The organism is Mucilaginibacter sp., assembly GCF_028288225.1.
In the GTDB taxonomy this organism is placed as follows: Bacteria; Bacteroidota; Bacteroidia; order Sphingobacteriales; family Sphingobacteriaceae; genus Mucilaginibacter.
This window is the reverse complement of record NZ_JAQBOC010000020.1, coordinates 14291-35384: the sequence shown is the minus strand read 5'-3', so window position 1 is coordinate 35384 and position 21094 is coordinate 14291. Positions and strand designations below refer to the sequence as shown.

Annotated in this window: 23 protein-coding genes; 14 read left to right on the top strand and 9 right to left on the bottom strand. The window is 40.4% G+C overall.

The features are described from left to right. Positions 1-151 precede the first annotated feature (151 nt). The 5 genes from JWQ54_RS06385 to JWQ54_RS06365 all read left to right on the top strand — a co-directional run bounded on the left by JWQ54_RS06385 (position 152) and on the right by JWQ54_RS06365 (position 5568). A complete protein-coding gene (locus tag JWQ54_RS06385; protein WP_299581799.1) occupies positions 152-1744 on the top strand; it encodes a flavin monoamine oxidase family protein in 1593 nt (530 codons plus the stop codon). A gap of 34 nt (positions 1745-1778) precedes the next feature. Further along, the gene (locus JWQ54_RS06380) at positions 1779-2951 is read left to right on the top strand and encodes a histidinol-phosphate transaminase (RefSeq protein ID WP_299581796.1); all 1173 of its coding nucleotides are present in this window, start codon (positions 1779-1781) and stop codon (positions 2949-2951) included. Positions 2952-3024: 73 nt separating this feature from the next. After that, entirely contained in the window at positions 3025-4023 is a 999-nt protein-coding gene (locus tag JWQ54_RS06375; RefSeq protein ID WP_299581793.1) for a Hint domain-containing protein, read from the top strand. A 238-nt stretch (positions 4024-4261) separates the two neighbouring features. Continuing rightward, the gene (locus JWQ54_RS06370) at positions 4262-4987 is read left to right on the top strand and encodes an SdiA-regulated domain-containing protein (RefSeq protein WP_299581790.1); all 726 of its coding nucleotides are present in this window, start codon (positions 4262-4264) and stop codon (positions 4985-4987) included. A 62-nt stretch (positions 4988-5049) separates the two neighbouring features. Next, the gene (locus tag JWQ54_RS06365; RefSeq protein WP_299581787.1) at positions 5050-5568 is read left to right on the top strand and encodes a hypothetical protein; all 519 of its coding nucleotides are present in this window, start codon (positions 5050-5052) and stop codon (positions 5566-5568) included. 66 nt (positions 5569-5634) lie between these two features. Here JWQ54_RS06365 and JWQ54_RS06360 read toward each other — a convergent pair whose 3' ends face one another. Beyond that, positions 5635-5886: a hypothetical protein gene (locus tag JWQ54_RS06360; protein ID WP_299581784.1), complete on the bottom strand. Its 252-nt coding sequence runs from the start codon at positions 5884-5886 to the stop codon at positions 5635-5637. Between the two features lie 89 nt (positions 5887-5975). Next, positions 5976-6887, bottom strand: coding sequence for an alpha/beta hydrolase (locus JWQ54_RS06355; protein WP_299581781.1), 912 nt, complete (start codon positions 6885-6887; stop codon positions 5976-5978). A 104-nt stretch (positions 6888-6991) separates the two neighbouring features. Here JWQ54_RS06355 and JWQ54_RS06350 point away from each other — a divergent pair, with 104 nt between their 5' ends. The 9 genes from JWQ54_RS06350 (at position 6992) to JWQ54_RS06310 (ending at position 15926) form a co-directional block, all read left to right on the top strand. After that, positions 6992-8284 (top strand): phenylacetate--CoA ligase family protein, encoded by a 1293-nt coding sequence (locus JWQ54_RS06350; RefSeq protein WP_299581778.1) that lies wholly within the window; start codon positions 6992-6994, stop codon positions 8282-8284. A gap of 281 nt (positions 8285-8565) precedes the next feature. Beyond that, entirely contained in the window at positions 8566-10116 is a 1551-nt protein-coding gene (hutH, locus tag JWQ54_RS06345; RefSeq protein WP_299581775.1) for a histidine ammonia-lyase, read from the top strand. Continuing rightward, positions 10113-10838: a 3-oxoacyl-ACP reductase FabG gene (gene fabG / locus JWQ54_RS06340; RefSeq protein ID WP_299581772.1), complete on the top strand. Its 726-nt coding sequence runs from the start codon at positions 10113-10115 to the stop codon at positions 10836-10838. The genes hutH and fabG overlap by 4 nt, the downstream gene beginning before the upstream one ends. A 3-nt stretch (positions 10839-10841) precedes the next feature. Beyond that, a complete protein-coding gene (locus JWQ54_RS06335) occupies positions 10842-11264 on the top strand; it encodes a 3-hydroxyacyl-ACP dehydratase (RefSeq protein WP_299581769.1) in 423 nt (140 codons plus the stop codon). Between the two features lie 12 nt (positions 11265-11276). After that, on the top strand, positions 11277-12419 hold the full coding sequence (locus tag JWQ54_RS06330) for a beta-ketoacyl synthase N-terminal-like domain-containing protein (RefSeq protein ID WP_299581766.1): 1143 nt from the start codon (positions 11277-11279) through the stop codon (positions 12417-12419). A gap of 161 nt (positions 12420-12580) precedes the next feature. Further along, on the top strand, positions 12581-13204 hold the full coding sequence (locus JWQ54_RS06325; RefSeq protein ID WP_299581763.1) for a hypothetical protein: 624 nt from the start codon (positions 12581-12583) through the stop codon (positions 13202-13204). A 63-nt stretch (positions 13205-13267) separates the two neighbouring features. Further along, entirely contained in the window at positions 13268-14467 is a 1200-nt protein-coding gene (locus tag JWQ54_RS06320) for a beta-ketoacyl-[acyl-carrier-protein] synthase family protein (RefSeq protein WP_299581761.1), read from the top strand. Between the two features lies 1 nt (position 14468). Then, the gene (locus JWQ54_RS06315) at positions 14469-15533 is read left to right on the top strand and encodes a beta-ketoacyl synthase chain length factor (RefSeq protein ID WP_299581758.1); all 1065 of its coding nucleotides are present in this window, start codon (positions 14469-14471) and stop codon (positions 15531-15533) included. Between the two features lie 9 nt (positions 15534-15542). After that, a complete protein-coding gene (locus JWQ54_RS06310) occupies positions 15543-15926 on the top strand; it encodes a hypothetical protein (RefSeq protein ID WP_299581755.1) in 384 nt (127 codons plus the stop codon). A 31-nt stretch (positions 15927-15957) separates the two neighbouring features. On the opposite strand, the gene JWQ54_RS06305 is transcribed toward JWQ54_RS06310, so the two are convergent. From JWQ54_RS06305 to JWQ54_RS06275, 7 genes are read right to left on the bottom strand one after another with little or no spacing between them, the layout of a single operon-like run. After that, positions 15958-16176 carry a hypothetical protein gene (locus JWQ54_RS06305; RefSeq protein ID WP_299581752.1) on the bottom strand — a complete coding sequence of 73 codons (219 nt, stop codon included), beginning with the start codon at positions 16174-16176 and terminating at the stop codon, positions 15958-15960. A gap of 1 nt (position 16177) precedes the next feature. Then, positions 16178-16441 carry a phosphopantetheine-binding protein gene (locus JWQ54_RS06300; RefSeq protein WP_299581749.1) on the bottom strand — a complete coding sequence of 88 codons (264 nt, stop codon included), beginning with the start codon at positions 16439-16441 and terminating at the stop codon, positions 16178-16180. A gap of 8 nt (positions 16442-16449) precedes the next feature. Further along, positions 16450-17733, bottom strand: a complete 1284-nt coding sequence (locus JWQ54_RS06295; protein WP_299581746.1) for an ABC transporter permease — start codon at positions 17731-17733, stop codon at positions 16450-16452. After that, positions 17723-18484, bottom strand: coding sequence for an ABC transporter ATP-binding protein (locus JWQ54_RS06290; protein ID WP_299581743.1), 762 nt, complete (start codon positions 18482-18484; stop codon positions 17723-17725). The genes JWQ54_RS06295 and JWQ54_RS06290 overlap by 11 nt, the downstream gene beginning before the upstream one ends. Next, positions 18475-19488, bottom strand: a complete 1014-nt coding sequence (locus JWQ54_RS06285) for a BtrH N-terminal domain-containing protein (protein ID WP_299581740.1) — start codon at positions 19486-19488, stop codon at positions 18475-18477. The genes JWQ54_RS06290 and JWQ54_RS06285 overlap by 10 nt, the downstream gene beginning before the upstream one ends. Beyond that, on the bottom strand, positions 19478-19885 hold the full coding sequence (locus JWQ54_RS06280; RefSeq protein ID WP_299581737.1) for a hypothetical protein: 408 nt from the start codon (positions 19883-19885) through the stop codon (positions 19478-19480). Before JWQ54_RS06280 ends, JWQ54_RS06285 begins: the two co-directional genes overlap by 11 nt. 54 nt (positions 19886-19939) lie before the next feature. Continuing rightward, positions 19940-21088, bottom strand: a complete 1149-nt coding sequence (locus JWQ54_RS06275) for a beta-ketoacyl-ACP synthase III (protein WP_299581734.1) — start codon at positions 21086-21088, stop codon at positions 19940-19942. Between the last annotated feature and the right edge of the window lie 6 nt (positions 21089-21094).

Sequence of the window (21094 nt, the reverse complement as noted above, 5' to 3'; positions counted from 1 at the left end):
TACTAAAAATTACCCCATTTATTCAAAAGATTTTAAAAAAGAGTAATGAATAAATTACAAAATCAAAAATTTCTCAACAAAATTGGGTTTCTGTTAAAAATAACATAAATTTAAGGCTATAATAATAACTATATACTATCACTATTTAACATTGAAAACAATAACCAGGAGGGATTTTTTAAGCAAAGGTGCTATGCTGGCCGGAGGAGCTTATCCTGCAATGATGGCCCTGGGCATGCTCCGCCCGGCTCCTGCACATGCTTTTAATTTGCAAGGTAGCGGAAGTGGTAAAAAAATTATCATTTTGGGTGGCGGCCTCGCCGGTATGACCTGCGCTTATGAGCTCAATAAATTAGGCTATACCTGTACCATATTAGAAGCCCGTAATCGTGCCGGTGGCCGATGTTGGAGTATAAGAAATGGAAGTACAAATACCGAAATTGATAAACCCGCAATAACCGCCCGTTTTGATGAAGGCCAGTATTTTAATGCCGGCCCGTCACGCATCCCACACAACCACCAGCTTACCCTGCACTACTGCAAGGAATTAGGCATCCCGCTGCAAGTTTATAATAATGTTAACGAAGGCTCTTATTACTTTGCCGAAGGCAAGGGCCCGCTATCCAATAAAAAGATCAGGGTACGCGAGGTTCACAATGACATCCGGGGGTATATGACAGAATTGCTTGCAAAAAGTATAGATCATGGCAGCCTTGATACCGGGTTAACCAAAGAGGATTCAGAAAAAGTTATTGAATACCTGATGGCTGAAGGAGGCCTCGACCCGGATAAGCTCTACAAGGCATCTGCAAGGCGTGGTTATATTGAATCGCCGGGAGCTGGTGACAGGCCCGGGAAAATTGCAGATCCGCATAAGTTGTCCGAACTAATTCAATCGGGATTAATGGACCCCGATTTTTATAACGTAGCCGAATATACCTACGAGCTGCAAATGACCATGTTCCAGGCTATTGGCGGTATGGACCAGATAGCAAAATCACTACAGAAAAAGGTAGAGCCGAATTTAAAATTAGGCGCCGAAGTAACAAATATTATCAATATTGATAACGGCGTAAAAGTAACTTATAAAGATGCGCTGGGTGAGCACATGATTCAGGGCGATCTTTGTGTTTGTACCCTACCATTGCCTGTGCTGAGCAATATCAGCAATAATTTTTCGGGCGATGTTAGCCGGGCCATTGATTATATTAGCTATATACAAACCGGCAAGATCGGGCTACAGTTTAAAAGGCGTTTTTGGGAAGAAGACGAACACATTTATGGCGGCATTACCCACACTAATAACGATCTGACCCAGATTTTTTACCCATCGTATGATTACCTTGGTAAAAAGGGCATTTTATTAGGCTATTATAACTTCAATGAGAAGGCCCTGCGAACGGGTGAATTAAGCTATGCCGACCGTGAAAAACTGGCATTGCAAAAAGGCAGGCTGATCCATCCGCAATATGATACCGAATTTGAAAGCTCATTTTCGGTAAGCTGGCACAAAACCAAATATAATTTAGGCGGATGGGCCGTTTACAGCAATGAAACCCGTAAAAACCAATACCCGGTATTATTAAAGCCCGATAAGCAGGTATATTTTGCCGGCGAACATTTAACCTATTTAAACGCCTGGATGGCCGGTGCATTTGAATCGGCACGGAGCGTGGTAACCGCTGTACACGGGCGCGTAACAGAGCAGAGGGTAAAATACCCCGCAGAAACAACAAAAGGATAAACTGACTGACTTACTCATAAAAAATTCAAACATCATGAAAAACTCAATTAACCGCAGAAACTGGATAAAATCCAGCGCTTTACTGGCCGGAGGACTCGCCCTTGCATCGGGAGCAATAAATAAATTAGCAGCAATGCCTGTAATGCGAAAAATCGGCTTCGCCGTGAAACCGGTTACCGACCAAACTGTGATAATGGAAGCCCCACCGGTTTTAAAAGCCCGGCTGTTTGCCAACGAAAATCCCTTTGGCCCATCGGATGCTGCTAAAAAGGCTATCCAGGATTCATTGGGGACCAGCTACCAATACGCGTTTATGCAAATGTCGGCACTATCAGGTAAAATTGCCGCTTACGAAGGGATCCAGCAAAGCAATATCATGATGGATGCCGGGTCTTCAGCTTTATTACTGGCTGCGGCTATGCATTACAGCAAAGGCGGAAAGAACATCATAACCGGCGACCCATCTTATGACGATCTGCCTACCCATGCCAAACTGCATGGCGGGCAATGGGTAAAAGTTCCCTTAACAAAGGATTATAAGCTCGACCTGGATGCAATGGAAGCCAAAGTAGATGATAACACCGGCCTGGTTTATATCTGCAATCCTAACAACCCTACTGCAACTGTGGTTGATACCGACAAGTTAAAAGCATTTTGTGAGCGGGTATCGAAAAAAACGATGGTATTTGTTGACGAGGCCTATATTGATTACCTGCCTGACCCGCAAGGCACTACTTTAATAGGCGGCGTAAAAGCAGGGCAAAATATTATTGTAGCCCGCACTTTCTCTAAACTTTATGGTTTTGCAGGTTTACGTTGCGGATATATTGTAGCTCAGCCGGCAACCATTCATACGCTTGCCATTTATACAGGCGGGGCTTTCAATCTTTCCGCAACCACTATTGCCGCCGCAACTGCCGCCTACAGGGAAACTGATTACCTGCAAGACGCCCTTAAAAAGACTTTAGCCTCAAAGGATTACCTTTATTCAGTATTAAAAAAAGAAGGCTATGAGTACATCCCTTCATCAGCTAATTTTGTAATGTTCCCGCTAAAGATGGATGGTCAAAAATTTGTTGGTGAAATGATGAAACGGGGTGTGGGGATCCGCAATTGGAAATTGAATGGCGCCGACTGGTGCCGCGTAAGCATTGGCCGGATGGACGAAATGGAAGCGTTTGCCGAAGCGTTTAAACAATTATCGTAAAATAAATTTACTGATTTTAATTACAGCGATGGATTTATAACCCAGCGCTGTATTGACTATAATACAACCAATCATGCGTAACTTATTACTAACCCTTGCTGTATTCATATTTGCCCTAACTTCAAAAGCTCAGCAAGCAGCCGTTAATCCCCGGCCGCTTACTTTGGATGAATACAATAAAGCTTTAACTTATACCATTGCCGACCTTGATAAAGATACCTACGTAAAATTCGACAATGTGTATGTACTGGATAGGTATGAAAACCGTAAGCCTTATTTTATTACCGGGGCTGATGGCCTTAAAAAACGGGTAGACCTTTATAAACTGGTTGCCAAAGCTGGCATGCAGGAAATTGGTCTGATGGTTTTTTATACCACCGAAACCGGCAAAAAATACCAGGCCCTGGTACCTGATTTTACTGCCGATGCAAAAGTATGGGCCAAATATTTCCAGGATATTGATGATATTAATAAAGTTGAGAAAAACTTTATTCTGAAATTATCCTATGTACTATCCAAAGAAATGAGCTTTCAGGAATACAAAGTTTTGAATAATGGAAAAGACATGAAAGAAGAAGCTGCAACCTATGGCAACGACATTTGCTTTCCGGGTGATGAAGAGGTTACCATGAGCAATGGCGCTAAAAAACTGATAAAAAATGTAAAAAGCGGGGATGAGGTAATTACTGTTGATCCGGCTACAAATAAATCATCAATTATAAAAGTTAAGGAGCTTACTGTACATGCTGCAAAAAACTATGCTATTACTGAGTTGGTTTTGATCTCCGCAAAAGAAAAACGTACGACAAATGGCTTAAATATTAATTTAAACACCAAAATACTTAAAGCCACGCCAAACCACCCTATGTTAACCAAACAGGGTAATTTTAAAATTGGCGATATAGCTATCGGTCAGCAGGTTTTGTGTCTTAATGATAAAAAAGGCAAGTATGAAACTTACACCGTGTTAAGGAAGACAGAGCATGCAGGCGGCGTACAAAACGTTTACAATATTGAAGCAGATGGTGGCAGCACCTTGCTACTGAATGGTGTTATGGTAATGCAGAAATAAAAAGCTTAACTAAAAATTGCAAAAGGCCCTTTTAACTAAGGGCCTTTTCTATTTAAACAAATTTGCAAATTAGAGGTATATATAGATTCAAGTTATTTTACCCGATATGAAAAACCCTTTAAAGCCGATATCACTCTGTTTTATATTAATTACCTGTTTATTATTTATCAAATGTACCGGCCAGCAAAAAATCCGAAGCCCAAAAGGATATGATTTAAATAAGCCCGTGAAATATAATATGCCTGACAACCTTACCGAAATATCAGGAATAGCATTTAATAAAGGCAACCCCGATACAATATTTGCCGAACAGGATGAAGAGGGTGAGCTTTTTTATTTCAAACCCGGAAGTAAAAATATTAAGCGTATAAAATTCGGTAAAAGTGGTGACTATGAGGATGTAGCTATCAGCAATAACCAGGCTATAATGCTGCGTAGTGACGGTGTGTTGTTTACCTTTCCGCTAGGTGTGAAAAACGCAGAAATAACCGATACTAAAGAGTGGAACAATGTATTGCCGCAAGGCGAATATGAAGGGCTGTATGCCGATGAAAGTGATCAATCTGTTTACGTACTATGCAAACATTGCAGCATCGAAAAAAGCAGTAAGATGAGCACCGTATTTAGGTTAAAGCTATTTGTTGATGGCTCGTTAAAAAACGCCGGGGAGTTTAATATTGACGTAAAGAAAATAGAGGAGCTTACCGGGAAAAAGAAAATAGCGTTCCATCCTTCAGCATTGAGTAAAAATCTTGAAACTAATGAGTGGTATATTCTTTCATCAGTAAACAGGCTATTAGTAATCGCCGATTTAAACTGGAACGTAAAAGAAGTGTTCCCCTTAAACTCCGGCCTGTTTGGCCAGCCGGAGGGGATAGCATTTGACAAGGAAAGCAATCTTTATATTTCTAATGAAGGGGATAAGTTAAGGCCGGGTAACATTTTAAAGTTTATAAAACTTTAACCTTTTTTATTCCATATTAATTTTCTTATATTTAATCACCCTCAACATTTAAATATAAGATCATGCCGAACCACTTGTCAATCCTAGGAATTATTCATACTGCAATCAGTATTATTGCAATTATAGTTGCCCTGTACGCTTTGATCCGCGATGGGCAGATCAACCCTAAAAATGGCAGCGGAAAGCTGTATATCCTTTTAACAATTATTACTTGTATTACAGCGCTGCCTATTATGAGAACCGGGCACCCAACCGCGGGCCATAATCTTGCTGTAATTATTTTAATAGTATTGCCGATAGCAGTATATGCGCCATCGTTTAAATTTCTTGGTAAAAGCGCCGCTTATATTCAGATCTTCCTGATGTCGTTAACCTTATTTTTCTCATTTATACCGGCTATTGTTGAAACATTAACCAGGGTGCCAATAAGCCGCCCCATTGCTGACGGGCCTGATTCCCCTGTTATAAAAATGGGACTTTTAATATTAGTTGTATTATTTACAGTTGGCGTTTTATACCAGTTGATAAAACTATGGTCGCGCCAAAAACGTGCAAGCGGGCAAACCGTCGATTTGGCCTAGTAAAATTTTTTAACCTATCCATTATCCAAAAAGCCCCTCAATATTGAAGGGCTTTGTTATTTATAATTATGGACGTGGTGGTGCAGGTGGCGGTGGCGGCGGTTTAGGCAAACGGATATGGATCCGGGCCCGGCGATGGTGCCTGTACCGGCGATGATGCCTTCTAAATGATGGCAATGGCGGATGAGGTGGCGGAGGTGGCGGCCTCCTAACCTGTAAAAACGTTGGTTCAACTGTTAAAGTTAAAGATTCTGCGTTGGCAAATTCCAAACTAAAGGTTAAAAACAACGTTATTAAAATAATTTTTAAATACTTCATGGTAAGCTATTAATGATTAATTGTTTTTGACAACATTAAAGTTAACATTATGTTTCAATTACAAACAGTTGTCCATTTATAATTTGATGCTATTTATTTAATTGGTGATACATAAAATCGGCGGCAAATTGCCCCGCCTCAAGCCAGCGCCGTTGTGTGTTTTCCCCTCCTGAAAAAATTGGGTTAAAATGCCTTTGTAACTCATGCGAATAACCTTCAAACACCTTTAATTCATTGGGTATTCCTAAAGCCTCCGCTTTTTTATGTATATCGTCACCACCATATAAAGGTGTATCCTGATGCGTTGGGGAAACAGTCCCGTCCTTGCTGCCGTAAATATTTACAACAGGCACCCGGTTATTTTTCAGCCAGTTCAAATCAAAGATCCCTCCCCATAAGTTAATCACACCGGCAACCTTTAACAGCTCTTTTTTATCAGAATTTGCATCGGTTATTCCTGCAAGTTTTGCCAGTTCATAATTTGAGCTGTAGGCTGCATCAAGCGCTATCATCCCTCCCGCAGAGTTTCCGGCCAGGATAATTTTATCAGGATCGATATTATATTCCTTAAAATGTTCTTTAAAGTATGTCACAGCCAGTTTAGCATCTAATACAGCATAATAACAGCTTCTTTTTAGCTCGTCAAAATTAAAGACCGGGAACTTCTTACTTAGGGTATAGCTAATAGCAGCACAAACATAGCCCCTTTGTGCAAATGTCTTACTCCATAGCTGAATGCCTTTTGCCTCCCTCGATCCAAACTTAAAACCGCCGCCATGCATCCAGATAATTAACGCCCGCCCTGCTGACTTATCGCTCGCAGGCTGGTACAGATCAAATAAATGAGCGTTCCTTTTGCCCGATGAATCATTTGGAGAATAGCTCAGGTCCTTTGTTTTGGTTATATCATTAAATACGATGTCTTTATATTTAACTGCTTGAGCTTTAGTAAACAATGACACGCTTAATAATCCTACAATTAATATTGATTGTTTAAACATAATAACTTATATACGTTACAAATATATCAGACGGTTGTTTGACGCACAATTTGTATGGGCGAATTGCATTCGCCCTAATCTCACATTTTTATTAGATTTGAAGCATGATACCTACAGAGAAAAGCTATCAGCAGGCACACGAAGTAACATTAATGCAGGAACAAAAGCTGCGGGATCTGCTGGCGTATCTTAATCAACATTCTCCGTTTTACAAAGAGCTGTTTGCAAAGCATCAGATAAACATACATGAAATAAAAACTATTGCTGATCTATCATCAGTCCCCACCACAACAAAGGACGATCTGCAGCAACGGAACGATGATTTTTTATGTGTACCGCGCAGTAAAATAATAGAATACACTTCAACGTCAGGCACCTTAGGTCGCCCGGTAACCATAGCGCTTACTGAAAGTGATTTGGATCGCCTTGCATATAATGAATATAATTCTTTTTTATGTGCCGATGGATCAGCTGATGATACTTATCAACTAATGCTTACCCTCGACAGGCAGTTTATGGCTGGTATTGCCTATTATCTCGGCATCCGCAGGATTGGGGCAGGAATTATCCGTTTGGGCCCCGGTGTACCGGCATTGCAATGGGAAACCATCCGGCGCTTAAAGCCTACCGCTATCGTTGCTGTCCCATCTTTTATTTTAAAGCTGATCCAATTTGCAAAAGAAGCGGGTATCGATATAAACAGCACTTCAGTAAAAAAAGCCATTTGTATTGGCGAAAATATCCGCAATAACGATTTTTCACTAAACATCCTTGGCAAAAAAATAAATGAGAGCTGGGACATTAAATTATATTCCACTTATGCATCCACCGAAATGCAAACCGCGTTTACTGAATGTGGCGAAGGCAAAGGCGGACACTATCAGCCAGAATTGGTTATTGTTGAGTTATTGGATGAAAATGACCAACACGTAGAGCCAGGCACTCCCGGCGAAGTTACCATTACTACTTTAGGTGTTGAGGGGATGCCATTGTTACGTTATAAAACGGGCGATATGTGCATGTATTTCGATGAACCTTGCGCCTGTGGCCGTATCAGCTTGCGCTTATCATCCATAATGGGGCGCAAAAAGCAGATGATAAAATTTAAGGGAACAACCCTTTATCCGCCCGCTTTATTTGATTTACTAAATGAGCGCGAAGAGATCCTGGATTTTGTGATAGAAGTTTATTCTAATGATATTGATATGGACCAGGTGTTACTTTACCTTGTGCCTGCTGATGACAGCGAAGAATGCGACCACCGGATCAGGGCATATTTACAGGCCCGTTTGCGTGTTAGTCCGCATATTAAATACGTAACAATTGAGGAGATCCAGAAGATCCAGTTTAGTGAAGCCAGCAGGAAGGCTATAAAATTTATTGATAAAAGGGCCTAGAATTGCTATATATAAGACATGTCATGCTGAATTTATTTCAGCACCCCACTTGCTAAGTCTACACCATGCATGCGGGGATGTCCCGTTGGGTACCGAGATAAATTTGGCATGACGTAAAGAGTGAGTAACATTAGAATTTCCGTTTTTTAACCCTATCGACATATTCAAATAACACAATTACCCATTCCCTGTGTTATTACAGTTTATACCCTCCCTTTTATATATATTTTATACTTTAGCGGATTATTATTCACCCTGATAAAACAAATATTTTTTTGCCCATGATACATGTTGGACAAAGTGCGCTTTCTTTAAATGATTTTTCTGAACTGATATTTAAACAAAACGAAGTTGCTTTAGATGCAGCTGCTTTAACTAAGATAAATACCAACTTTGAATTTCTTAAACAATTCTCGTCAAACAAGCTCATTTATGGCATAAACACCGGTTTTGGGCCAATGGCGCAATACAAAGTTAACGAGGAAAACATATTACAGCTTCAATATAACCTGATCCGCAGTCACTCATCAGGCAGTGGGAAGTTGATGACGGCTCAACTCTCAAAAGCATTAATGATAGCCCGTTTAAACAGCTTTATGCAGGCTTATTCAGGTGTGCATACTGATGTTGTTGAACTATTAAAAGAGCTTATAAATAAAAATATCTCCCCATGCATTTACGAGCATGGCGGTGTTGGGGCAAGCGGTGATCTGGTTCAGTTGGCGCACCTCGGTTTGGTTTTAATTGGCGAAGGAGAAGTTATTTTTGAAGATGCCGTTCATCCAACTATGGACATTTTTAACAAATTCAATATAAAGCCACTTTCTATCCATATCCGCGAGGGCCTTGCTATTTTAAATGGCACATCGGCAATGACGGGCATAGGCATGATCAATATCATCCAGGCTAAAAAACTACTTAATTGGTCTGTTTTATTTTCGGCGATGATCAATGAGATTGTTGAAGCTTTTGATGATCATTATTCGCAAGAGCTAAATGTTGTAAAACGCCATAAAGGTCAAAATGCCATAGCCGGGATGATGCGTGAGATTTTGAAGGATAGCAAAATGATCCGCGATCGCTCGGAACATTTATACAACCCGGATAACCTTGACCAGGAAATATTTGAGGATAAAGTACAGGAATATTATTCTCTGCGTTGTGTAACGCAAATTTTGGGGCCTGTTTATGATACTATTTCGCAGGTTGAAAACACGGTTGTAAATGAGTTAAACTCCGTTAATGACAACCCGGTTATCGACCATGAGAATCAGAACATTTTTCATGGTGGTAATTTCCATGGCGATTATGTTTCCCTGGAAATGGATAAGCTAAAAATTGCTATTACCCGGGTATCTATGTTAGCCGAAAGACAGCTGAACTACCTGCTGAACAGCAAACTAAACCAAAAGCTGCCTCCTTTTGTAAATTTAGGTGTGCTTGGGCTTAATTTCGGGATGCAGGGAATGCAGTTTACGGCCACTTCGACTGTTGCTGAAAATCAAACCTTATCTTTCCCGATGTATGTACATAGTATCCCTAACAATAATGACAACCAGGATATTGTAAGCATGGGCTGTAATGCCGCATTGATGACAAAAAGGGTTATAGATAACTCATTTGAAGTGCTTGGCATCCACCTGATGACCATTTTACAGGCAATTGATTATTTGGAGTGCAAAGACAGGCTTTCAACAACTTCAAGAGTATTGTATGACGAAGTAAGGCAGATCTTCCCTAAATTTATTGAGGATGCGCCTAAATATAAAGACCTGGAAAGGGTTAAGAATTTCCTTGAATCTACAGATCATATTACATCATTTTCAAAATGAAATGCGCATTAATCACTGGTGGCTCAAGAGGAATTGGCAGGGCAATCTGTATCAGGATGGCTGCCATGGGATATTATGTACTGGTAAATTATAAAAGCAACGTAGCCGAGGCAAATACAACCCTTGCCCTAATAAAGGAAAATGGCGGCAATGGTGAATTGATGCCTTTTGACGTAGCTGATAAAGAACAAATAAAACTATTAGGCAATTGGATAGAAGCTAACGGGGATAAATACATTGAAGTGCTGGTAAACAATGCCGGCATCCGCGATGACAGCCTGATGGCCTGGATGGCTGAAGATCAATGGGACAACGTTTTAAAAACCAACCTGGATAGCTTTTTTTATGTTACCCGCCTGGTGCTAAACAGCATGCTCACCCGCAAATATGGTAGAATCATCAATATAGTTTCGCTTTCTGGTTTAAAAGGCTTAGCCGGACAAACAAATTATTCAGCAGCCAAAGCTGGTGTAATCGGCGCAACAAAGGCATTGGCACAGGAAATTGCCCGGCAGGGTATTACCGTAAATGCATTAGCTCCCGGTTTTATTAAAACCGACATGACCGAAGGCCTTGACGAAAAAGAATTAAAAATGATGATCCCGGCAAGGCGCTTTGGCCTGCCTGAAGAAGTGGCAAGTGCTGCTGCATTTTTTGCATCGCCGGAAGCTGCATATATAACCGGGCAGGTACTATCCGTTAACGGGGGCTTATATTCCTGATCTATGAATTTTCCGGTTGAAGATATACTCCACCTGATTCCTCAAAAACCACCATTTGTAATGGTGAGTAAATTGCTTTATGTTGATGAAACAACTACCAAAAGCAGCTTTATTATTAACCCGGACAATTTATTTGTAAAAAAAGGGATCTTCCAGGAAGCCGGGCTGATGGAAAACATAGCCCAAACAGCAGCATTAAGATCAGGCTATATTGCAAATACTGAAAGCAAACCGGTTGAGGTTGGTTATATTGGGGCAATAAAAGATTTTGAGGTGTTTAGTTTACCAAAAGTTAATGATGAATTGATCACCGAAATAACAATAGAAAACCAGGTATTTAATGTTACCGTACTTTCAGGAAAAGTTTGGCATAACGGCAATTTATTGGCCCAATGTGAAATGAAAGTATTTATTGGCAATGAATAAAAACAAAAAGATATGAGCAGGATGAGTGAACCGGATATTTTTGTAGTTGCTGATAATATATTTTCCCCTTTCGGTAAAACCACAGCTGAAAATTTTTCGCAATTAAAAAATAATATATCAGGAGTAAAGCAACATAACGATAAGATGCTTTCCCCAACTCCATTTTTCGCTTCGTTATTTGATAAAGACGAGGTTTTTATAGATGAGGCTAATAATTATACAAAATTCGAGCAGCTGCTCATCGCTTCAATAACTGATGCACTAAAAGATAACAGCATCGATCCAAAAAACAAAAAAACGGTTTTAATTATCTCCAGTACCAAAGGAAATATCAGCCTGCTTGAAACAGAAGTAAACAGTACTGAACTGCAAAAAAGAATCTCGATGTCAACCTCTGCCAGGCTGGTTGCTGAACATTTTGGGTTCCAAAATCAACCCGTAGTTATTTCAAATGCCTGTATCTCTGGTGTAATGGCAATTATTACAGGAATGCGTATGCTTAGAATGGGGCAATATGAAAATGCAGTTATATGCGGTGCTGATGTTATTTCAAAGTTCATTGTCTCCGGTTTTCAATCCTTCCAGGCGCTTAGTAATGAGATTTGTAGACCTTTCGATAGATCACGAAACGGTTTAAATCTGGGTGAAGGCGCCGCAACAGTTATTCTATCTACCAATAAAAAATTTGAGGGGAATATAAAAGTTAAAGGCGGTTCGATAAGTAATGATGCTAACCATATCTCCGGACCATCCAGAACCGGTGAAGAGTTAGGACATGCCATAAAACAAACGATGACGGATGCAAAAGTTTCAGCAAATGAAATCGACTTTATTTCGGCTCACGGCACTGCAACCGTTTATAATGATGAAATGGAAGCTAACGCAATTGGATTAGCCGGCTTACAATCACAACCGTTAAACAGTTTAAAAGGTTATTATGGACATACATTAGGTGCGGCAGGATTGATAGAGTCTGTTATTTCCATCCAATCATTAAAAGAAAATTTGGTGATCTCAACATTGGGTTTTAAAGAATTGGGCGTTACCAGTCCTGTAAATGTGTGCACCTCCCCTATGCGCATTAATGCTGGTAATTTTCTTAAAACAGCATCAGGCTTTGGCGGCTGTAATGCGGCGTTAGTAATTGGCAAATAATTATATTTGAAAGCGTATAATTTATCATTGCGAGCGAAGCTCGGCCATCACAAACTTTACGGAGCGGGCAGAAAGATTTAGAACCTGCAAGGCATAAATGCACAGTTCGCGATTGCTTCGTACCTCGCAATGACAAGAAGGTTAAATTAAGCAGATAAGCATTGATAGAAAAAAACCATATAACAAGCAGTTGCAGCATTAGCAATGGGACTGTAAATAAAAACGGCAGCAAGGTTTACGAAAACCAGGGCATTGATCTGTCAGGCTTCCTGCTTTCTATTTACCAGCATTTCCACTTTAATTATCCGAAGTTTTATAAAATGGATAATTTAAGCAAGCTGGGCTGGCTGGCTGCTGAAATCTTGTTAAAAGATGGGTTTAAGAAAGATAATTATCAACCGGAAGAAATTGGAATAGTTCTGGCTAATTCAAATTCAAGCCTGGATAACGACCTGAAATATGCGGATACGATAAAAGAATTTCCAAGTCCGGCGGTATTTGTTTATACCTTGCCGAATATTGTTATCGGCGAAATTTGTATCCGGCATAAATTTAAAGGCGAGCATGCTTTTTTTATCCAGGATGCTTTCGATACCGCATTTATAGCGCAACAGGTAAATTACCTGCTCGATAGTGATATTTTGCAGGCCTGTATTTGCGGATGGGTAGAAGTTTTGGAGCAGGATTACCAAGCTGTTTTATTTTTGGTGGAAAAGAAAAAAACAGGACAGGCAATACAATTTTCTGTTGAAAAAATGAATGGTATTTTTGCAGATAAAATTTAAAATTTTTAAATACGACAAGATTTGACAACTTTTAAAAAGTTGTCAAATCTACTCTCAAAATATATGGATCAAACAGTTTACGTTGCAGGTGTGGGTGTAATTTCGGCGATCGGGAATAATGTGGCTGAACACCTGACTTCATTTGAACGCGGAGAAGCGGGCATGGCTGACATTACCTTGCTTGATACCATACACCGTCATAAGCTGCCTGTAGCCGAAGTTAAATTAACGGATGAGCAACTTATAGCCATAACCGGCCCAACTACCCACAACAGCCGTACAGCGCTATTAAGCCTGATTGCTGCAAGGGAAGCATTAACGGATGCAGCTATTCCAAACCTAAGCAGCCTACGTACCGGTTTTGTTTCGGCAAACACGGTGGGCGGTATGGATAAGAGTGAGGATTTTTTTATTGAGTTTTTAGCTGATAACAATAAAGGCAAATTAAAAAACGTGTTCGACCATGAGTGTGGCAGCATGACTGAGATTGTTGCGGATCAATTGGGGATAACAGATTTTATGACCACCATAAGCACTGCCTGTTCATCATCTGCAAATGCTGTTTTTTACGGCACCCGACTAATTAAAAATGATATACTTGACGTAGTTGTTGCCGGCGGAACAGATGCCTTAACTAAATTTACGCTAAATGGCTTTAACACATTAATGATACTGGATAAGGAGTTTTGCAAACCTTTTGATGAACATAGAGAAGGCCTGAACCTTGGCGAAGGCGCGGGTTATATGGTGTTAGTTTCTGATAAAGTGGCTAAGACCCTAACCAAGCCATTATACTGTAAGCTAAGCGGCTATAATAACAGTAACGACGCTTATCATCAAACAGCTTCCTCTCCCGATGGTACAGGTTCATATATGGCTATGAAGGGAGCCCTGGAAAAAAGCGGTTTAAAGCCTTCGGATATAAGTTATATCAACCTGCATGGAACCGGCACGCCAAATAATGATAGCGCCGAGGGCACAGCAGTTAAAAGACTATTTGATCCGGTATATCCCCCAATGAGCTCAACAAAATCATTTACAGGCCATACACTTGGCGCAAGCGGCGGCATTGAGGCTGTATTTTCTGCACTTGCTATAAAACACGGAATTATTTACCCTAACCTGCGGTTTGAAACGCGCATGAGCGATCTGCCTTTGGAGCCCGAAAGGAAATTTTTGAAAGGACAGAACATCAAACACGTAATGTCAAACTCATTTGGCTTTGGTGGTAATTGTACATCTTTAATATTTTCGGGGATCTGATATGAAAATATACATCCGCTCATCAGCCTGTATCTCTGCCCAGAAAACTTTTGGGCATGAAGATTTTTTAACGGATGTTGTTGAATATAACAGCACCCGTTTACAGGCTATTGAACCCGACTATAAAGAATATATCGATCCAAAACTTCTCCGCCGAATGAGCCATGTGATAAAGATGGGCGTAGCTGCAGCAAAAGAATGCTTAAAAAATGGTGATACCGAAATGCCCGGTGCAATTATTACCGGCACGGCATTTGGCTGCCTGGAAGATACTGTGACTTTTTTAACGCGTATTATTGAACAGGATGAAGAACTGCTGCCCCCTACCGCTTTTATTCAATCAACCCACAATACGGTTGCCGCACAAATAGCTTTAATGCTAAAATGTCACGCTTATAATAATACGTTTGTACATAAAGGCGTATCTTTTGAAAGCGCATTGTTTGATGCGATTATGCTTTTAAAGGAGCAGGAAGCAGACAATATATTAGTAGGCGGAACCGAAGAAATGGTTGATGCCAGTCATACTATTTTAACCCGGCTTGGCTTATATAAACGTCATCCCGTTTCAAACCTTTCGCTCTATTCATCCGAATCAAAAGGCACGGTAAGTGGCGAAGGCGCTGCATTTTTCTTATTAACAGATAAACCATCCCCAGATAACCTGGCAGAATTAATTGCGGTTAATACTTTTTATAAGCCAAAAGATACGCAGGATATTGAAAAACGGATTACAGCATTTTTAGCAGTTCATTTATTAAAACCCAGCGATATCGATCTGGTGATCACCGGCAAAAACGGAGATACAAGAAATGACGAAATTTACAAGGCATTAAGCAATTCCGTATTTAAAAACATTGCTGCTGCTAACTACAAACACCTTTGTGGCGAATACACTGTTGCATCGTCATTTGCTTTATGGCTGGCATCAAACATTGTAAAAAAAGGCATAATTCCCGATGTAATTTTGGAAAACGGATCAAATTTGCCTGCGCCTAAAAAAGTATTGATCTATAATCATTACCAAAATAAATATCATTCACTAATGCTGGTTTCAGCAATTTAATTCGTTGCGATGGGAATTGTAAATGATGAAATATTTAAGGTTGCTAAAATAGAACATACAGATAATGTAATCAAAGCTGATCTTTCTATCAATCCAAATTGCTCAATATTTAAAGGCCATTTCCCGGGACAGCCGGTAGTTCCCGGCGCTTGCATGCTGCAGATTGTAAAAGAAGTATTGGAAAGCGCTTTGGGTCAATCGTTACAGCTAAAAAAAGCAAGTCAGCTAAAGTTCATTAATATGATTGATCCGGTAAAAACAGCTTCGGTACAGTTGGAAACGTCCTACAAACTTTTTGGGGATGACATCAGCTTTACCGGCAAATTAAGTGATGGTGAAACGGTGTGTTTTAAATGCTCCGCCATTGTTGGTATTGTTACCAACAATAGATAATGAAAGACACAATTCAGATTTGTCGCACTACTTAACTCTGCTCAATCCTGTCAAGGTGTTTTATGGTTCCCGTAAGAATCAGATAGATAAAAACCGCATACAGTATGGTGTAATTTGGTTCATCGGGCAAACGATGCCTATACGGATCATCGTCAAAGAAAAGAAAAACGATCTCGTTTATCACACCGCCTGCTGCCAGACTGATAATTACCCTTACCCAAGCTTTCCGGAGAGATTTAAATCGCATCATATTACTTCTTGCTATGTTCAGCAATATAATCCGCCATTGTAGCCACATCAATCAAAACTTTACGCCCCTCTCGTGGATCCCTTATATCAATTCCATATTCCTTTTTAAGCAACACAATCAATTCAAGCGAATCAATAGAATCCAAACCCAAGCCATCACCAAATAAAGGCTCATCGTCTTTTATATCAGCAGGTGTAAGGTCGGTAAGGTTTAAAAATTTTATAATTTGATTTTTTAGTTGTTCTCTTAGTTGTATAGTGTCCATGCAGGCAATTATATTAAATTCTTTCTTTTTAACCCAATAAAGGTTACTAATTGAAATATGAGTGTAATAATAAATAAAGGTATGATATTGTTTACAACATCCTTCAATTTTCCGCCTTCAAGGAATAAAGTGTAATAAGCTTGAAGGCACCAGTGCATTGGCGATATATCAGCAGCTGATTTAAAAAAGCCCTGCATAGCAAAACTTGGCACCATTAAACCACCAATACAGGCTAATATTACGATGGATACAGCACCAAAGCCATTAGCCTGTTCCTGCGTATCGGCAAATACGCCAACGCAAATAGCATAGCTAACCGCACACCAACCACAAATTATGGTAACAATAACCAGGGCTAAAATATCAGCCGGTAAATTAAGCGCAGGTAAACCAAAAAACGGAAACAGCCAGATGCCTATTGAAAATATAACAGCAGCTTGCAGCATGGTAACCACCAAATAGGTGATCTGCTTGGATAACAAACCCACCATATAATTTGTCGGTAATGTTTTAAGCCTGATAAAACTTCCGCTTACCTTTTCCCTTACAACGCTGCCACCTAAGGACATGATAATAAAAAACATAGCGAAAATCGTCCATGCCGGCACATTGTGCTGTGTAGCGTTCGGTGTGCTTCGGGTACCATCTTTTGAGACCGGGATCTCATTTATTGCTGTTTTATTATTCAGCATTTCATTCTCCAGCTTCTCGGGCAGTTGCTTTTCATTGATGGAGAAGTAAAGACTTCTTAATGTTTCGCGGCTTTCAACCAATTGTAAGGCGCTGCGAATAGCGCCCTGAACAGACAATCTTATTGATTCCTGTAAAATTGGATTATAATAAATAGTGAGCGGGTCAATATCACCGGCCTCATGCTTAACCGAATCGCCTTCCAGGCCAAAGCTCTTTAAAGCCTTGCCCGCTATGCTTTTTGATTTTGCTGTAACCTTCACCGAAAAGTTAGCCGGAATAATTACTCCCAGCATTGCATCCTTTTGGTGCATGGCATCCGTCATCAGCTTTTCGCTTTGATCACCGGATACCTGAGATACCTTAAACATGCCAATTTTGTTAATCGCCGTTATCAGTTGTTTGCTGGCCTGTCCTGTATCATTATTATTTATGATGATAGGCAGCCGGTTTTTATTTACCAGCTGAAAAGTACTGTTCTGAATACTGGTTACTACAACAACCAAAATAATAGGCATCACAAACATCAGCGAAATGCCCACCTTATCGCGCAGCAAGATCCTTATATCTTTTATTATGGTGGCCTTCAGCTTAAACATCATTCCTGATATCCTTTCCGGTTAAGTCCAAAAACATCTGTTCAAGGCTATCTTGTTTATGATCTTTCAATAGTTTACCCAAGCTATCCTGCGCTATAATTTTGCCATCATCAATCAATGCCACCTGTTCACATAAGCCCTCGGCTTCGCTTAACTGGTGTGAAGTATATACCAGTGTGGTACCGTTCTTATTCAGATCCTTCAGATAATCGATAATGGCAAGTCTTGTTTGTACGTCAACGCCAACGGTAGGTTCATCCAAAAATAGTACTGAAGGTTTATGGATCACACCAATGGCCAGGTTTACCCTGCGCTTCATCCCTCCCGAAAATTTTTCAACCCGTTTATTGCGCACATCATCCAGGCCCAGGATCCCCAGCAATTCATCTGTCCTGGTTTTAATGGTTTTTTTATCCAATCCGCTCCAGGCGCCAAAAAATTCAAGGTTTTCAACCGGGCTTAGTTCCTGGTAAAAAGAAAAATCCTGCGGAACAAATCCAAATAGTCTATTGACCGTACTATTTGGTTTCCCGACCTCCTGACCTAAAAGCTTAATATGCCCTTCATCTGCTAAAAGCAAGCCCGTCATCAAACTTATCAGTGTGGTTTTGCCTGCTCCATTAGGCCCGAATAATCCAAAACGCGCGCCTTTGGCAATCTTTAAGCTAAGTTTTGAGAATGATACCTCCGGATTGCCGGGATACCGGAATCCTATATCCTCAACATCAATAGCAAATGGACCGGTTACTGCCATTTTATTTTCTTTAACGTTTCAAAAGCGGCTTTTTCCACAGCGGCAATTTCAAGCAAGTAATCGCCCATTATATTAAAATCTTCCTGGCTGCCAATCCTTCCCTTGTAAATTCCGGCAGCATGTACTGCAGCCGTACGCCACATATCTCCCGCTTTAGTAAATATACTACTGATCTCAGTCAATTGGTTGCCCGGCAAGTAAACGTCCGCTTCCTGCAAAAAAGCACCATAAATATACCGGAAGCCACCGCCGCCGGTGCCTATCTCCTCCTGCATCCGCACCATTTGCGCCAAATAAAGTCCGGCTTTTTCAAGACCAAGCTTATCCCGCCACTTTTTTATTTTAAAACCGGTGTTCTTAATACCGCTTATACCGGCGAAATTTCCGGGTATATGCAGCATATTATTTACATTTTTTTTGATGCCGCTTTTAATGGCCTGTTTTATCTGCTCATCAGTAATAGCTGTTACCTGTTTAGGGTAATAAATATGCCCCCTGGGCGAAAGCGCTCCTTTTGCAAAACGCACCCTTTCCAGCTGGTAGCTATCTAAAACGTTAGTGCCTTCCATAATCGGATCGCTCACCAAATAGTTATCCCCTTCCTTACCATAAACTATTAAGTTATGCGCATTAAAGTGGAAACGGTATTCTTTTGGGAAATAGGGCAGATAATAAACCCCAACCTGGCAACCCACCGCGTGCCCATTAGCTAAACACTCGTCCAAAAATATTTGCGCCTTCTCTTTCGAGCTGAATTTCTTCCTTGCAACCGGGATATTTAATGATTTGCAGGTACGGTTAAATATATGGCCCGGCATTGTCCGGAATGCAATTGCCGGACCGTTGTTTATTTTTATAATAGGAATATAGGCAAAAAACAGCCCTGCTCCAATGCCAAAGGCAAGAGGCTCGGTTATTTTACCGCCTGATGCATTCCATAATAAATTACTGGTTACGCCCGATTCACAATGTGCAGCCTGACGATGTTCAAAATCAATCTTCATGCACAGTCATAGTTTTAAGGTCTTCCACCTTTATATTAAACGCCTCAGCGTATTTTTGTAGTTTTTTTTCTGACAAATTATTAAATACTTCAGGCTTTAAATGCCGTTTTATCTGCCATTTCCAAAAACCGGCATAACCGGCTAAAATGCCAATATCCATCAATCTATATTCAATAAAAAACAAAAGCGGGCTTGCTTTTCCTTCAAGCACCTGTTGTTTTGCTGCTGCAATTCGTTTTTCAATATCCCCCCAGGCGATGTCAAGCGCTTTTATCTTTACGTCCCAGCCACTACTAAGCTCTGTAACATATTTGCCGTTACTGTCTGTTGCATAGCAAACCTCTTTGGTTATTTTACCAAGTGAGCTTAGGTCCTGTGGAACATCATCCTTTTTCATTAGATTAATTTGCTTTTAAAAGGCAATGAAGCTATCATGAGCCTGATTTATTAATTAGCAAACGGTAAGCATTGCATACATGTATGAGAATCGCGCACTTTCCGGCACAAGTAATAGTATCTTTTCGCCCTTTTTCAACCTGCCGCTTTTAAACAGCTCATCTATCATCAGGTAAACCGATGCTGCACCAACATTACCTACGGTATAAAGGTTAATAAACCATTTTTCGTAAGGGATGCCGCCGCCGTATTCTTCAATCATATCATAGATCTTGCTTTTGAAGAAGTTGCTGCTGATATGCGGTAAAAAGTAATCGATATCATCAACCCCCAGCCCTTTCTTCTCAAAGATCTCTTTTATCTTCTTGCCACCCAGCGGAACAATATTATCGCTTAATAAAGTAATATCCTGTTTTACACTGAAGATAGATTTTGTCATGATCTCTTCGGGTGTATAATCCATGAACCCTTTCAATGAGCCGTCTTCCTGCTTTTCACCGCCCATATACATGCAGGTGTCCATCTCATTGGCATATGATACACCTTCTATCCACTCAACCCTTAATGACAACCCTTCTTCATTTGGCTTATCAGTCATTAAAAATGCTGATGCACCGTCTGATAACATCCAACGTAAAAAGTCCTTCTGAAAAGCGATGAATGGGTTTTCTTCCATATCTTTTAGCTTCTGTGCTTCTTCTTCAAAAACTTCTGAAACAAGCAAGCCCGAAAATCGTTCAGAACCTGTGGCAACAGCCCTTGTAACCTCGCCGGCCTTGATGGCCAGGTAAGCATATTTAAGCGCATGCATTCCAGCGCAGCAAACGCCCGATGGCGACACCACTTCTATCCCACCTACTTCAGGGATCCAGCCATGTGTCATAACACCATGGCTCGGCATCATCTGGTCAGGAGATGAAGTACCGCAGGACAATAATTCTATCCCTTTCATCTTTTCCGGATCATTATCAAATAAAGCCCTAACTGCTTCGGCAGTCATTTGAGCATTGGTATGGGTTGATTTACGATCCTTTGTAAGCGCATAATACCTGTTGATGATCCCATTATTACGGAGTACTATTTTTTTTGATTTTGATGGCCTATTATCAATATACCCAAGGTATTGCTCCATTTCATCATTTGAAACAGGCTCATTAGGGAAAAACGCTGAGGTATGATTGATATAAACTTTAGTATCAGACATATTAGG

Excerpts from the sequence above, each read along its gene's own strand:
- JWQ54_RS06380 (WP_299581796.1), top strand. The coding sequence starts at position 1,779 with ATGAAAAACTCAATTAACCGCAGAAACTGGATAAAATCCAGCGCTTTA.
- JWQ54_RS06375 (WP_299581793.1), top strand. The coding sequence starts at position 3,025 with ATGCGTAACTTATTACTAACCCTTGCTGTATTCATATTTGCCCTAACT.
- JWQ54_RS06370 (WP_299581790.1), top strand. The coding sequence starts at position 4,262 with ATGCCTGACAACCTTACCGAAATATCAGGAATAGCATTTAATAAAGGC.
- JWQ54_RS06365 (WP_299581787.1), top strand. The coding sequence starts at position 5,050 with ATGCCGAACCACTTGTCAATCCTAGGAATTATTCATACTGCAATCAGT.
- JWQ54_RS06360 (WP_299581784.1), bottom strand. The coding sequence starts at position 5,886 with ATGAAGTATTTAAAAATTATTTTAATAACGTTGTTTTTAACCTTTAGT.
- JWQ54_RS06355 (WP_299581781.1), bottom strand. The coding sequence starts at position 6,887 with ATGTTTAAACAATCAATATTAATTGTAGGATTATTAAGCGTGTCATTG.
- JWQ54_RS06350 (WP_299581778.1), top strand. The coding sequence starts at position 6,992 with ATGATACCTACAGAGAAAAGCTATCAGCAGGCACACGAAGTAACATTA.
- hutH (WP_299581775.1), top strand. The coding sequence starts at position 8,566 with ATGATACATGTTGGACAAAGTGCGCTTTCTTTAAATGATTTTTCTGAA.
- fabG (WP_299581772.1), top strand. The coding sequence starts at position 10,113 with ATGAAATGCGCATTAATCACTGGTGGCTCAAGAGGAATTGGCAGGGCA.
- JWQ54_RS06335 (WP_299581769.1), top strand. The coding sequence starts at position 10,842 with ATGAATTTTCCGGTTGAAGATATACTCCACCTGATTCCTCAAAAACCA.
- JWQ54_RS06330 (WP_299581766.1), top strand. The coding sequence starts at position 11,277 with ATGAGCAGGATGAGTGAACCGGATATTTTTGTAGTTGCTGATAATATA.
- JWQ54_RS06320 (WP_299581761.1), top strand. The coding sequence starts at position 13,268 with ATGGATCAAACAGTTTACGTTGCAGGTGTGGGTGTAATTTCGGCGATC.
- JWQ54_RS06315 (WP_299581758.1), top strand. The coding sequence starts at position 14,469 with ATGAAAATATACATCCGCTCATCAGCCTGTATCTCTGCCCAGAAAACT.
- JWQ54_RS06310 (WP_299581755.1), top strand. The coding sequence starts at position 15,543 with ATGGGAATTGTAAATGATGAAATATTTAAGGTTGCTAAAATAGAACAT.
- JWQ54_RS06305 (WP_299581752.1), bottom strand. The coding sequence starts at position 16,176 with ATGATGCGATTTAAATCTCTCCGGAAAGCTTGGGTAAGGGTAATTATC.
- JWQ54_RS06300 (WP_299581749.1), bottom strand. The coding sequence starts at position 16,441 with ATGGACACTATACAACTAAGAGAACAACTAAAAAATCAAATTATAAAA.
- JWQ54_RS06295 (WP_299581746.1), bottom strand. The coding sequence starts at position 17,733 with ATGATGTTTAAGCTGAAGGCCACCATAATAAAAGATATAAGGATCTTG.
- JWQ54_RS06290 (WP_299581743.1), bottom strand. The coding sequence starts at position 18,484 with ATGGCAGTAACCGGTCCATTTGCTATTGATGTTGAGGATATAGGATTC.
- JWQ54_RS06285 (WP_299581740.1), bottom strand. The coding sequence starts at position 19,488 with ATGAAGATTGATTTTGAACATCGTCAGGCTGCACATTGTGAATCGGGC.
- JWQ54_RS06280 (WP_299581737.1), bottom strand. The coding sequence starts at position 19,885 with ATGAAAAAGGATGATGTTCCACAGGACCTAAGCTCACTTGGTAAAATA.
- JWQ54_RS06275 (WP_299581734.1), bottom strand. The coding sequence starts at position 21,088 with ATGTCTGATACTAAAGTTTATATCAATCATACCTCAGCGTTTTTCCCT.